Source organism: Providencia sp., from assembly GCF_052096715.1.
In the GTDB taxonomy this organism is placed as follows: domain Bacteria; phylum Pseudomonadota; class Gammaproteobacteria; order Enterobacterales; family Enterobacteriaceae; genus Providencia.
Map to the genome: position 1 here is coordinate 27,464 of NZ_JBQDNB010000015.1, position 13,464 is coordinate 40,927.

The window sequence follows — 13,464 nt, forward strand, 5'->3', positions numbered from 1 at the left end:
ATGGCGGCTAATGGATTTTTACTTATCGCTAGTTTCTTGCTGATACTCTTAGTGCTCGCTAAACCATTAGGTAATTTTATTGCCTGTATTATTGATGGTGATATGCCACATTTTGTAAATAAAAGTGAATCATTACTGTGGCGTTTTAGCGGAGTTAAACAGCGTGGACGTGAAATGGCAGAAATGAGTTGGCAACGTTATGCCATCGCAATTTTGCTATTTAATGTTCTCGGTTTTTGCTTGTTATTTGCTATTTTGATGTTCCAAGGTAGCCTGCCCTTAAATCCTCAAAAGCTACCGGGGATGAGCTGGGATCTGGCATTTAATACCGCCATTAGCTTTGTCGCAAATACTAATTGGCAATCTTATAGCGGTGAAAACACACTAAGTTACCTCAGTCAAATGGCTGGTTTAACGGTTCAAAACTTCCTATCTGCGGCAACAGGGATCGCCGTCGTATTTGCGCTCATTCGTGCTTTTTCAAGACATGCTAGTAAAACAGTCGGGAATGCGTGGGTAGATATTTCACGGATCACTTTATATCTTCTTCTGCCACTTGCCATTGTTTTTGCGCTATTCTTTGTTAGCCAAGGGGTTATCCAAAATTTCTCTGCCTATTTATTAAGCAGTAATTTAGACAGCAATGCACAACTTCTCCCTATGGGTCCTGTCGCTTCTCAAGAAGCCATAAAATTACTAGGGACCAATGGTGGTGGCTTCTTTGGTGCCAATTCCGCTCACCCCTTTGAAAACCCGACAGCACTCAGTAATTTTGTCCAAATGTTAGCGATTTTCCTAATACCAACTGCATTATGTTTCGCTTTTGGTCGTATGGTTGGTGATAGCAAACAAGGTCATGCTTTGCTATGGACAATGACCATTATCTTTGTAATTGCCGCGATTGTAGTTATCCAAGCTGAATATGTAGGAAATCCATTCCTCAGTGAACTACATGCTAACAGTAGTGCCAATATGGAAGGAAAAGAGAGCCGTTTTGGTGTACTCAGTTCGGCATTATATGCCGTTGTCACCACAGCCGCTTCATGTGGCGCGGTCAATGCCATGCATGATTCATTTACTGCACTTGGCGGCATGGTACCAATGTGGTTGATGCAAATCGGTGAAGTAGTCTTTGGTGGTGTTGGCTCGGGTCTGTATGGCATGTTGCTATTTGTTTTACTGGCCGTATTTCTTGCTGGTTTGATGATTGGTCGCACACCTGAATACCTCGGTAAAAAAATCGAAGTGCGTGAAATGAAAATGGTCGCAATCGCCATACTTGTTACACCTACACTTGTGTTACTTGGTACAACAATCGCATTGATGACCGAAGCCGGCCGTGCAGGTATTTTAAATCCTGGCGCTCATGGCTTTAGTGAGGTTTTATATGCATTTTCTTCCGCAGCAAATAATAACGGTAGTGCTTTTGCGGGTTTAAGTGCTAATACCCCGTTTTACAACGTGTCACTTGCCATTGCTATGTTCCTTGGGCGCTTTGGTGTCATTTTACCCGTCCTTGCTATTGCCGGTTCAATGGCGATGAAAAAACCACAAGCAGCCAGTATTGCCAGTCTTCCTACCCACGGCCCTTTATTTATTGGGTTATTAATCCTAACCGTTCTTCTCATTGGTGCGCTGACATTTGTTCCAGCACTTGCGCTTGGCCCAATAGCAGAGCATTTGCAAATTTGGCTAGTGGCGTAATGAGGGTAAAAAAATGAAAAATCAAAAAACACAATTGTTTGATAACGCACTGATCCGTCAATCTATTATTGATGCCTGTAAAAAATGTACTCCTCAAGCGCAATGGCGTAACCCTGTCATGTTTGTGGTTTATATTGGTAGTATCATTACAACTATTTTATGGCTAGCAATGTTAGCTAACTATGCTGAAGGCAGTGCATGGTTTAGTGGTATGGTCACCTTGTGGCTATGGTTTACCGTCATTTTTGCAAACTTTGCCGAAGCCTTAGCTGAAGGTCGCAGTAAAGCGCAAGCTCAAAGCCTTAAAGGGGTGAAACAACAAAGTAGCGCCACTAAACTGGCAACACCATCATTAGATGCGGCACAAGAAATCGTTAGTTCTGATTTGCTACGTAAAGGCGATATCGTACTTATTCGTACAGGGGAAACAGTTCCTTGTGATGGTGAAGTTATCGAAGGCGGCGCTTCCGTCGATGAAAGTGCCATTACAGGAGAATCAGCCCCAGTGATCCGTGAGTCAGGTGGCGACTTTTCATCTGTCACTGGCGGTACTCGTGTATTATCAGATTGGTTAATTGTTGAATGTACAGTCAATCCGGGTGAAACCTTCTTAGACCGAATGATCTCAATGGTTGAAGGCGCACAGCGTCGTAAAACCCCGAATGAAATCGCGTTAACGATTTTGTTGACGGCCCTCACCATCATTTTCTTATTAGTTTGTGCAACGCTTTACCCGTTCACCTTATATGCTGCTGAAAATGCAGGAGCGGGCAGCGCAGTCTCAATATTAGTACTTATTGGATTATTAGTGTGTTTAATTCCAACCACCATTGGCGGGTTGCTTTCATCTATCGGCGTTGCAGGTATGAGTCGCATGTTAGCGGCGAACGTCATCGCCACCAGCGGTCGAGCAGTCGAGGCGGCGGGCGATGTGGATGTGTTGCTACTTGATAAAACAGGCACCATTACCCTCGGTAATCGCCAAGCATCTGAATTTTTGCCTTTAGCAGGTGTAACTGAACAGCAACTGGCTGATGCGGCTCAATTATCATCACTAGCTGATGAAACTCCAGAAGGCCGTAGTATCGTTATCCTTGCCAAACAAAAGTTTAATCTACGTGAAAGAGACATTCACGCCATGAATGCAACCTTTGTACCTTTCTCTGCAATGACTCGTATGAGCGGTGTCAATGTTGGTGAAAGAATGATCCGTAAAGGCTCGGCCGATGCCATTCGTCGCTACGTAGAAGCTAATCATAGTAAGTTTCCCCCTGAAGCCGATAAACTCGTCGAACAAGTGGCACGCTTAGGTGGCACACCGCTAGTCGTTGTCGATAATCAAACGGTACTTGGTGTGGTAGCACTTAAAGATATCGTTAAAGGTGGCATGAAAGAACGTTTTGCTCAAATGCGCAGTATGGGTATTAAAACCGTCATGATCACCGGTGATAACCATCTAACCGCAGCAGCTATTGCTGCCGAAGCCGGTGTTGATGATTTCCTCGCGGAGGCCACTCCAGAAGCCAAATTGGCGTTAATTCGCCAATATCAATCCGAAGGACGCTTAGTTGCAATGACAGGGGATGGTACGAATGATGCGCCAGCACTTGCACAAGCGGATGTTGCGGTCGCGATGAACTCGGGCACTCAAGCAGCAAAAGAAGCCGGAAACATGGTGGATTTGGATTCAAACCCAACAAAATTAATTGAAGTCGTGCATATCGGTAAACAAATGTTAATGACGCGTGGCTCACTCACCACCTTCAGTATTGCCAATGATATTGCTAAATATTTTGCCATCATCCCTGCGGCATTTGCTGTGACTTGGCCGCAGCTCAATGCTTTAAATATTATGCACTTACATTCACCGGCTTCCGCCCTGCTATCGGCCGTTATTTTTAATGCTTTGATCATTATATTTTTAATTCCCTTGGCATTGAAAGGCGTTAATTACCGCCCGATGAGTTCTCAATCACTGTTGCAACGTAACTTGAGTCTCTATGGTATTGGCGGACTTATCGTTCCATTCATTGGTATCAAGCTCATTGATATGTTTATTAGCCTATTTGGAATATAAGGAATCCATTATGAACATGATTAGATCATCAATTATTATGCTTTTATTATTAACCCTCATAACGGGAATTGCCTATCCGCTGATGGTAACAGGGCTAGCAAATGTCTTCTTTCCATGGCAAGCCAACGGCTCACTCATTAAGCAAGATGAACACATTATTGGCTCTGCATTAATTGGTCAAAATTACCAACGGATTGACTATTTCCATGGTCGCCCTTCTGCCACATCGGAAATGCCTTATAACACCTTAGCCTCTGGCGGTAGTAACTTGGCGGTCAGTAACCCATTACTGAGTAACATCATGTCACAACGTAGTGAATTACTACGACAACAGAACCCTGAGGGGGGACAAGCTATCCCAGTTGATTTATTAACCTCATCGGCAAGTGGTCTCGATCCAAGTATTTCCATTGCCGCCGCACTTTATCAAGCGCCAAGAATTGCCAAAAACAGACAGATCCCATTAGAAGAGGTAAAATCGCTAATAAACACGCATACACAAAGTGCTTTATTTAAATTTTTAGGCGAACCTGTGGTGAATGTGTTAGAACTCAATATCGCCCTTGATGAATATAAACAACAAGAAAATAGCCTAACTCACTGAGGTTAATATGAATAATCAAGAGCCTGTTCGCCCAAATCCAGATGAGCTTTTGGCTAAGGCAAACGAGCACGGACGTGGCAAACTTAAAATATTTTTCGGCGCCTGTGCAGGTGTCGGAAAAACTTATGCCATGCTACAAGAAGCGCAACGCCTAAGAGCACAAGGTTTAGATGTTCTTATTGGTGTAGTTGAAACCCATGAAAGGGAAGAGACTGCGGCACTTCTTGATGGCCTTGCTCAATTATCACCTCGCCGACTTCATCATCGCGGACGTCGTTTACAGGCTTTTGACATTGATGGGGCTCTTGCAAGAAATCCAGCCATCATTCTAATGGATGAACTCGCCTTTAGTAATCCGACAGGCAGTCGCCATCCAAAACGTTGGCAAGATGTTGAAGAGTTACTTGATGCAGGTATTGATGTACTCACAACAATTAATGTCCAACACATTGAAAGTTTAAATGATATTGTTGGCAGTATTACAGGTATTCGCGTCAGAGAAACGGTCCCAGACCATATTTTTGATGCTGCCGATGAAGTGGTCTTAGTCGATCTTCCCCCTGATGATTTACGCCAACGTTTAAAAGAAGGCAAAGTTTACATTTCAGGACAAGCTGAGCGCGCTATCGAGCACTTTTTCCGTAAAGGTAATCTTATTGCATTACGTGAATTAGCCTTACGTCGCACCGCTGACCGTGTTGACGACCAAATGCGTGAATTTCGTGACGGAAAAGGGCAAGCACCAGTTTGGCATACCCGTGATGGATTACTTTTATGCATTGGTCATAATATGGGCAATGAAAAATTGGTGCGAGCCGCAGCACGCCTTGCGGCAAAATTAGGCAGTATTTGGCATGCGGTTTATGTTGAAACGCCAACGTTGTACCGCCTTCCTGAAAATCAGCGCCGCGCTATTTTAAAAGCATTACGTTTAGCGCAGGACTTAGGAGCCGAAACAGCCACGCTATCAGATCCTTCAGAAGAAAAAGCAGTCCTGCGTTATGCGCGAGAGCATAATTTAGGCAAAATTCTAATCGGACGCCGAATTAAGCATCGCAAATGGATAAAATTCAATCTTCGTGAAGGCTTTGCCGATCGCTTAGGCAAGTTAGGGCCCGATCTAGACCTTGTTATCGTCGCACTTGAAGAAAAAAGTGAGTGGGATAAAGAGCCAGAAAAAAAACCGTTTTCTGAAAAGTGGCGCTCTGACGTCAATGGCTTTTTAATGGCGATACTGATGTGCGCCGCTATCACCCTCTTTTCTCGCACATTTTTACTTGCCCTCGATAAAGCCAATTTAGTCACTCTTTATTTACTTGGCGTAGTATTAATTGCCTTATTTTATGGGCGTCGCCCCTCTATCTTTGCCGCTTTAATTAATGTGATAAGCTTTGATTTATTCTTTGTTCAGCCACATTTTTCATTAGCTATCATGGATATGCAATATTTAGTGACCTTCTCCGTGATGCTAATTGTCGGCGTCGTCGTCGGAAATCTCACTGCGGGTATGCGGTATCAAGCGCGGATTGCACGCTATCGAGAACAGCGAACTCGCCATCTGTATGAAATGACTAAGGAATTGGGTCAAGCACTCAGTACAGAAGATATTGGCGAAACAGGTTATCATTTCATCAATAATGCATTTCAAGCAAAAACCTGCTTATTATTACCCGATGAAAATAACCAGTTATTTCCTTTGCAATGCAAAGGGCATAGCCCAATGCAAATTGATAAAGCCATTGCTAAATGGAGCTTCGATAAACGTCAGCCCGCAGGTGCAGGTACAGATACATTGCCGAGCGTACCTTATCAATTACAACCCATTACCTCCGCAGATCAAACACTTGCTGTTCTTGCTATTGAGCCGACAAATATACGTCAATTACTCATTCCCGAACAACAACGCATGCTACAAACTTTTACCGGATTAATTGCAAGTGCCCTATCGCGCTTACAACTGACCAAGCAAGCGGAAGCCGCCAAATTAGATATTGAACGAGAACAACTGAGAAACTCACTTCTCGCAGCGCTTTCTCATGATTTAAAAACTCCATTGACTGTCTTATTTGGTCAAACAGAGATTCTCATGCTCAATTTGTCTGCGGAAAATTCACCCTATACAAGCCAAGTCGATAAAATGCGTCAACAAGTGCTCAGTACTTCCCGCTTGGTAAATAACTTACTTGATATGGCACGCTTACAATCTGGCAGTATTCAACCAAATCTTGAATGGCAGTCACTACAAGAAATTACCAGTAGCGCAGTGAGAACTTTAGATTATACTTTACATAGTCATCCTCTAGATATTGATATTCCAGTGGATTTACTGCTGTATTGTGATGCAAACTTGATTGAACGTGTACTCATCAATTTATTGGAAAATGCGACCAAATATAGTGATGAAGAAACACCGATAGGAATTCGCGCCTATACAGAGCCACAAAAAGTACATATTGAAATTTGGGATGCCAGTAATGCTATCCCTGATGGGCAAGAGCAAACTATTTTTGATAAATTTTCGCGTGCACAAAAAGAATCCGCTATTCCTGGCGTGGGTTTAGGTCTTGCAATTTGTCGTGCTATCATTCAGTTACATGGTGGTGAGATCTGGGCTAAAAATAATGAAAAAGGTGGTGCCAGTTTCCACTTTGTTTTACCTTTAAAACAATTGCCTGAAATTGAGGCCGAAATCTAGGAGACGTCTAACCATCGTGGGCACCCATCAAATCCTAATTATTGAAGATGAAAAAGAGATCCGCCGCTTTGTTCGCCTTGCGTTGGAGGGTGAAAATTGGAAGGTTTTTGAAGCTGAAAACTATCATCGCGGCTTAATTGAGGCTGGCACCAGACAGCCTGACTTGCTGATATTGGATCTTGGCTTACCTGATGGCGATGGCATTGATTTAATTCGTGATTTACGTAAGTGGAGTAGTATTCCTGTTATTGTATTATCGGCTCGTGAAGAGGAATCCCAAAAAGTCGCCGCTCTTGACGCTGGCGCTGATGATTATCTCACAAAACCTTTTGGTATCAGTGAATTGCTGGCAAGGGTACGAGTCGCATTACGTCGATTTGGTAAAACAGGTCAAGAAAGTTCTCTTTTTCAATTCGGTGACATTAGCGTCGATTTTATTAATCGTGTTGTCACCAAAAAAGATGAACAGTTACATCTCACCCCTATTGAGTTTCGTTTGCTCAGCGAAATGGTTGCTAATAGCGGCAAAGTACTGACTCAGCGCCATTTGCTATTACAAGTATGGGGACCAAATTATGTTGAACATAACCATTATCTTCGCATCTATATGGGGCATTTACGCCAAAAGCTAGAAAATGATCCAGCCCGGCCAATTCATCTTCTCACCGAAACCGGGATTGGCTATCGTTTTATGCCTTAAAAGGCCAAATAGAGATAATCCTTAAAAATAAACTTCTCAGAATAACGCCAATAGTTTAAATCCGGTAACGCTCTATAATTCCCGCATCTTAACGTATTGGAGTGAATACCTTGCAACTGTTATCAACTCAATCATTTCGTCGTTTTTCATCATTTTTAATTTTGTTTCTAAGCCTTTTTGTCACAACCCAAGCTTTCGCCCTAAGCCCTGAAGAAAAGATCCGTACAGAAGCGCTATTAACAGAACTGGGTAAGCAACAAAATCTCACTTTCACTCGAAATGGCACAGAACATAGTGCTATAGATGCTGAATCTCACCTAAGATTAAAGCTAGGTAAAACACATAAGAGATTACAAACCGCAGAGCAATTTATTGATAATGTTGCCTCAAAATCATCCATTACGGGTGAACAATATCAAGTCAAAGATGGGCAAGGCAATATAATGTCAGCCAATAAATATCTCCATGATTTATTGAAAAACAATGTAGATAAAACAACTAAATAATAGCTTTATCCATCTGTAAAAAAGCCGCAATCTTTATCAGAAAATTGCGGCTTTTTAAAAAGTAAAACGAGCGAAGTTTAACTCAGATTTGTCCCCTAAATAATTTGTGTCACAGGTAGGCGGCAAATAAAGCTATCCCGATGAGCATACACTAGTATGTGATTCGGGTAGCTTAATGATGCCAACACCCCTGTGGCGCAAAGAATGACGGGGACATTAAATATTGAAGTCAACGCAGCTACAACGCGAACTATGACGAGGATTTAAGCCCCTTCAACCTTAGACCAAGTATCGCGCAACCCAACCGTCCGATTAAATACCAGATGCTCTGCATTACTCAACTTACTATCTGCACAGAAATAACCTTCGCGTTCAAACTGATACGCTTTTTCAGGTGCTGCATTTTGTAAGCTACGTTCAACAAAACCTTGGCGAATAACTAAAGACTCTGGATTAATCGTCGATAAAAAGTCATCTTCTGCCGCTGGGTTTGCCACCGTAAATAAACGGTCGTACAAACGAATTTCAGCAGGTAATGCATGAGGAATGCTCACCCAGTGAATTACGCCTCTTACTTTACGGCCATCAGCAGGGTCTTTATTTAATGTATCTTCATCGTAGGTACAGTAAATAGTAGTGATATTGCCTTCTGCATCTTTTTCAACACGTTCTGCTTTAATAATATAAGCATTACGCAGGCGAACTTCTTTACCTAAAACTAAGCGTTTATATTGACGGTTAGCTTCTTCACGAAAATCAGCACGGTCAATATATAATTCGTTGCTAAATGGTACTTCACGAGTGCCCATCTCTGGGTCGTTTGGATGATTTGGTGCAATTAAAATCTCTTCACCATTTGTTTTATTTTCAATCACTAAACGAACTGGGTCGATAACTGCCATGGCTCGTGGTGCGGATGCATTTAAATCATCACGAATACAAGATTCTAGAGATGCCATTTCGACATTATTATCTTGCTTAGTGACACCAATGCGAAGGCAAAATTCACGAATAGAAGCTGCTGTATAACCACGACGGCGTAAACCTGAAATGGTCAACATACGAGGGTCATCCCAACCATTAACGTGTTTTTCAGTCACTAATTGATTGAGTTTACGCTTAGACATAATCGCGTATTCAAGATTCAAGCGCGAAAATTCGTACTGGCGAGGGTGGCAATCTATAGTGATATTATCCAAAACCCAATCGTATAAACGGCGGTTATCTTGGAATTCCAATGTACACAGTGAGTGCGTGATCCCTTCTAGGGCATCAGAAATACAATGCGTAAAGTCATACATCGGGTAGATACACCATTTTTTACCGGTTTGATGGTGTTCTGCAAATTTAATGCGATATAGAACCGGGTCACGCATAACCATAAATGGTGAAGCCATATCGATTTTTGCACGTAAACATGCTTTGCCTTCTTCAAAACCACCGTCACGCATTTTTTCAAATAACGCTAAGTTGTCGGCAATAAGACGGTCACGATAAGGGCTGTTTTTACCTGGCTCTTTTAACGTACCACGGTATTCGCGAATTTGATCCGCACTGAGTTCATCAACATAGGCAAGACCTTTATTAATAAGCTCTACCGCATACTGATACAATGCATCAAAATAATCTGATGAGTAGCGAACATCGCCGCTCCATTTGAAGCCAAGCCACTGCACATCATTTTGAATTGAGTTAACGTATTCAACATCTTCTTTTACAGGATTGGTATCATCAAAGCGTAAATTACACTGTCCCTGATAATCCTGCGCAATACCAAAATTCAAGCAAATTGATTTCGCATGACCAATGTGTAAATAGCCATTCGGTTCTGGCGGAAAACGAGTGTGCACCGAAGTGTGTTTTCCAGTCGCCAGATCTTCATCTATGATCTGACGGATAAAATTTGTTGGGCGAGTTTCTGCCTCATTCATTGTCATCATTCCTCAATGCCAAATGCGCGCTAAAAGCCTGTAGTAACCGAACATATTCTACCATAATCACTCAGGAAACAACCGTTTGATCGTGGTTCGCCTACAAAAGGTGTACCAAAAGGGCTATTTAGCAGAAAATCTCAACATTAAACTGCATTTAATCTCTATATAATACCACTCAAAATGCCATGGGTAGATTAGGTTAATAGCATAGCAACTAACACAATTAACAATAATAATGGATAACTTTGTGCATGACGTTTATCACTCAGATAAGGCATTAATAACGCTGCAAATCGGATGCCTAGCCATGAGGATGTTATTAAAATCAAAGCACCTTTAATATAGATCATTCCCATAAAGCCATCACCTAACTCAAGATGTTTTGTCATTGCAAAATATGAATAGGTTAATGTGCCAGTAATTGCCATCGGTAAAGTTAACGGATTAGCGAACGCCGCCGCTTGGATCATACTAGCACCACGTCGTCTCATTAGTGGGACGGTCATTACACTGCCGCCAACACCTAAAAATGCAGCGACTGCACCAATGAGCACACCAATCGGTGTATCTGCATAAAATCTCTTTTTAACCGCTCCAATACTATTTGAACTTATTTTCATAAAACCGGGACGAATAAAACAATCAAATATTGTGATAACTAAGTAGCCAATAAATATCCAACGGATCCATTCACTGTCTACTGATAACGCGATAAATGCCCCCATAATTCCACCTAAAGAAATAGGGATAATAAATGGACGTATCATTGACCCGTTGAGATTACCTTTCAAATAATGAGCACGACTCGAAAGTAGAGAAGAGAAAATCATCACACAGGTTGAAGTTGCCACTGCAATTTGCATGGCAACCTCTCCAGCGTTACTGCGAGGCCCCCAAACTAATATAATTAATGTGTATAATAGGGGGACTGTGATGAAACCACCGCCAAAGCCAAATAATGCAGTGGTGATCCCAGATATAAAACCAAATAAGCAAAGAAGAAGCTCCACATAAGTGTCCTCATAAATCATTTAGTTTTTTATCATATCGATGAAAAAGAAGGTTGGCTTATGCAAATTTGACAATTGAGTTTGAGATTTAGCCAAATAGCTTAACTAGCACGACTATAGTTTTATAAGATGTAATGAAATTAATGACCGATTTTATTAATGAAAATAAAAAGCAATTATAGACAAAACAGTTTCATTTGCTGGCAATTATTCCTAATAATGCTCAATAAAAAACCCCGATAGCCAACATTTAACGTTAGTTAGACTTCCGAGGCTTCTTACATGATTTAAAAAATTATTTTTAAATCAATAAATTCAAAATTTATTTTATTATTTTTTGCGTTCCTTTGCATCAGCCTCAACTTCCTGTTTCCAATCCTCTGATATTGGCGCAGCCATTTGCTTCGATTCAACTGCTTTATTTACAGCTCGATAAGCTTTGTCATATCCAGTTCCATCTTGAACATAGCCTGTCGCATTAGAGCTTTTTATACCAATATTTTCAGCCTCTGATACCGCATCTATATTGGCACCTAAAAAGATAAAATCCCATTTATCTTCAGTTTCCGCAGATTTAATCATTGATTTAATTTTTGCAGCATTATATTTCTCACTACTATTTTCTTCACCATCAGTAATGATGACAAATAAAACGTTATTATTTTTAGTGACTTTTCTGTTTTCACGCATCTTTTCAATGCTTTCACCAATCGCATCTAACAATGCTGTATTTCCATTAACAGAATAATCATCCAAAGTTAAATTAGAAACTTTACTAATAGGCTCTCTATTATGTAACATTTTTGTTTTGTCATTAAACAAAACAGTTGTAATAAATGTTTGGCCTTTTTTATCTCTATTTTCAGCTAGAACACTATTATATCCACCAACAGTATCTGATTCGAAACCAGACATAGAGCCACTTTTATCTAAGATAAAGACTAAGTCTAAGACTTCCGTATCTTTGGTTGTTTCAATAACACTTTTACCCAGTGAAACACTCGAAAACAATAATATTAAAGCGGTTGATATCATGGTTAAAAACGACTTTTTTAATTTAGTCATCGCCGAATTCCTTGATGAAGTTACAGTTAATATGGCCTATAGCTATCATCCAATTTTAATAATTATTTCAAATAAGATTACTCTGCTTAATTGATAAGCATATTCTTAATTCATGTTTCACACTTATTGTTACCGGTAATTATTACCGGAGAATAGGCTATACCAATTCGCCTTAAATTATTTAATCATTACTGATAATACCAAAAATACAAAGCGTTATCGAATCCAAATACCACCATTTCTAAGCTGATTAATTTGCTTAAAAAACGCATTATACCGCTCATTTTCTTCAGAGCTATAATTTATAGAGGATGCCGTATACGCATTAACAAAATCAATGCTTAACTGATGAAACTGTGTATTTAATCTATCATGAATATCAGTGTTATTTGATTCTTGTAATTGCATAACTAATTTAATTAGCTGTTGAGCTGTTGACTGCACTTGAGGATCTGAAAAATCAACACTAGGTATTTCATAATTGAATTTCATATTCACTGAATTCATTGCGTTATCTTTTTCTATTTCAGAAATTAAACTTAAATTCTCTTTGAGATCGATATATTCAGTTATTTCACTTTCATCAAAACACTTAGATTGAATATTACCTTCAAAATTATTATTTTTCGAAGCTATCAACGTAGGCAACCTCTCTCCGATAGGAGAGTGACATCTAAATAAATTTGCATCGATAATCTGAGCGCTGGTACTTCTAATCGGCATCGCTAGCTCATGACCATGAAAAATAACCGGCTGAATGGAGGGCTTGAATATATCACTATTTCCTTCTACGCTATAAACCTCTGATAATGTATAATATACAAAATGATACGGATTAATAATCCCACCAGAATTATGTTCGAATACCATAAATGTCGTTATATTGTTTTTATTGTCCGCCATAGTATGTAAACCAGAAGAAAGCTGAATCACCCCATGATGGTTGGGTAATACATCATATTTTTTCCCATCTATTTTAAATATAATATTATTTTTCGTTGGATTACTATAATAAAACTTTCCCTTGCTTTCCATGAGATCAAAATTATCACATGCAGAAATAAAAAATATACTCATCACCAACAATAAAAAATTCAATATAGCTTTCATTGTATTTTTCCAATATAATTTAAATATTAGGGCTTAATTCTAAAAATAAGAACCGAACA

The 13,464-nt window shown here is 40.2% G+C and carries 10 protein-coding genes; 6 read left to right on the plus strand and 4 right to left on the minus strand.

The window, feature by feature from the left end:
- From kdpA to ACTH6U_RS12720, 6 genes are all read left to right on the plus strand, one after another.
- On the plus strand, positions 1-1,704 hold the full coding sequence (kdpA, locus tag ACTH6U_RS12695) for a potassium-transporting ATPase subunit KdpA (protein ID WP_441832328.1): 1,704 nt from the start codon (positions 1-3) through the stop codon (positions 1,702-1,704).
- A gap of 13 nt (positions 1,705-1,717) precedes the next feature.
- On the plus strand, positions 1,718-3,781 hold the full coding sequence (kdpB, locus tag ACTH6U_RS12700) for a potassium-transporting ATPase subunit KdpB (protein WP_441832329.1): 2,064 nt from the start codon (positions 1,718-1,720) through the stop codon (positions 3,779-3,781).
- A 10-nt stretch (positions 3,782-3,791) separates the two neighbouring features.
- The gene (kdpC, locus tag ACTH6U_RS12705; protein WP_336431004.1) at positions 3,792-4,385 is read left to right on the plus strand and encodes a potassium-transporting ATPase subunit KdpC; all 594 of its coding nucleotides are present in this window, start codon (positions 3,792-3,794) and stop codon (positions 4,383-4,385) included.
- Positions 4,386-4,392: 7 nt separating this feature from the next.
- The gene (gene kdpD, locus ACTH6U_RS12710; protein WP_434720145.1) at positions 4,393-7,080 is read left to right on the plus strand and encodes a two-component system sensor histidine kinase KdpD; all 2,688 of its coding nucleotides are present in this window, start codon (positions 4,393-4,395) and stop codon (positions 7,078-7,080) included.
- A 16-nt stretch (positions 7,081-7,096) separates the two neighbouring features.
- Positions 7,097-7,780, plus strand: coding sequence for a two-component system response regulator KdpE (gene kdpE / locus ACTH6U_RS12715; RefSeq protein ID WP_294109922.1), 684 nt, complete (start codon positions 7,097-7,099; stop codon positions 7,778-7,780).
- A 101-nt stretch (positions 7,781-7,881) separates the two neighbouring features.
- Entirely contained in the window at positions 7,882-8,286 is a 405-nt protein-coding gene (locus tag ACTH6U_RS12720; RefSeq protein WP_441832330.1) for a DUF5329 family protein, read from the plus strand.
- Between the two features lie 263 nt (positions 8,287-8,549).
- Here the strand turns inward: ACTH6U_RS12720 and glnS are convergent, their stop codons facing one another.
- The 4 genes from glnS to ACTH6U_RS12740 form a co-directional block, all read right to left on the minus strand.
- On the minus strand, positions 8,550-10,217 hold the full coding sequence (glnS, locus tag ACTH6U_RS12725) for a glutamine--tRNA ligase (protein WP_294109919.1): 1,668 nt from the start codon (positions 10,215-10,217) through the stop codon (positions 8,550-8,552).
- 197 nt (positions 10,218-10,414) lie between these two features.
- Entirely contained in the window at positions 10,415-11,230 is an 816-nt protein-coding gene (locus tag ACTH6U_RS12730; protein WP_441832331.1) for a sulfite exporter TauE/SafE family protein, read from the minus strand.
- 330 nt (positions 11,231-11,560) lie between these two features.
- A complete protein-coding gene (locus ACTH6U_RS12735) occupies positions 11,561-12,295 on the minus strand; it encodes a vWA domain-containing protein (RefSeq protein WP_294109914.1) in 735 nt (244 codons plus the stop codon).
- A gap of 216 nt (positions 12,296-12,511) precedes the next feature.
- Positions 12,512-13,405, minus strand: coding sequence for a hypothetical protein (locus ACTH6U_RS12740; protein WP_441832332.1), 894 nt, complete (start codon positions 13,403-13,405; stop codon positions 12,512-12,514).
- Positions 13,406-13,464: the final 59 nt, after the last annotated feature.

What these genes read in the sequence shown, in the direction of transcription:
- kdpD (WP_434720145.1), top strand. Translation starts at nt 4,393, where the DNA reads ATGAATAATCAAGAGCCTGTTCGCCCAAATCCAGATGAGCTTTTGGCT.
- kdpB (WP_441832329.1), top strand. Translation starts at nt 1,718, where the DNA reads ATGAAAAATCAAAAAACACAATTGTTTGATAACGCACTGATCCGTCAA.
- ACTH6U_RS12735 (WP_294109914.1), bottom strand. Translation starts at nt 12,295, where the DNA reads ATGACTAAATTAAAAAAGTCGTTTTTAACCATGATATCAACCGCTTTA.
- kdpA (WP_441832328.1), top strand. Translation starts at nt 1, where the DNA reads ATGGCGGCTAATGGATTTTTACTTATCGCTAGTTTCTTGCTGATACTC.
- kdpC (WP_336431004.1), top strand. Translation starts at nt 3,792, where the DNA reads ATGAACATGATTAGATCATCAATTATTATGCTTTTATTATTAACCCTC.
- ACTH6U_RS12740 (WP_441832332.1), bottom strand. Translation starts at nt 13,405, where the DNA reads ATGAAAGCTATATTGAATTTTTTATTGTTGGTGATGAGTATATTTTTT.
- glnS (WP_294109919.1), bottom strand. Translation starts at nt 10,217, where the DNA reads ATGAATGAGGCAGAAACTCGCCCAACAAATTTTATCCGTCAGATCATA.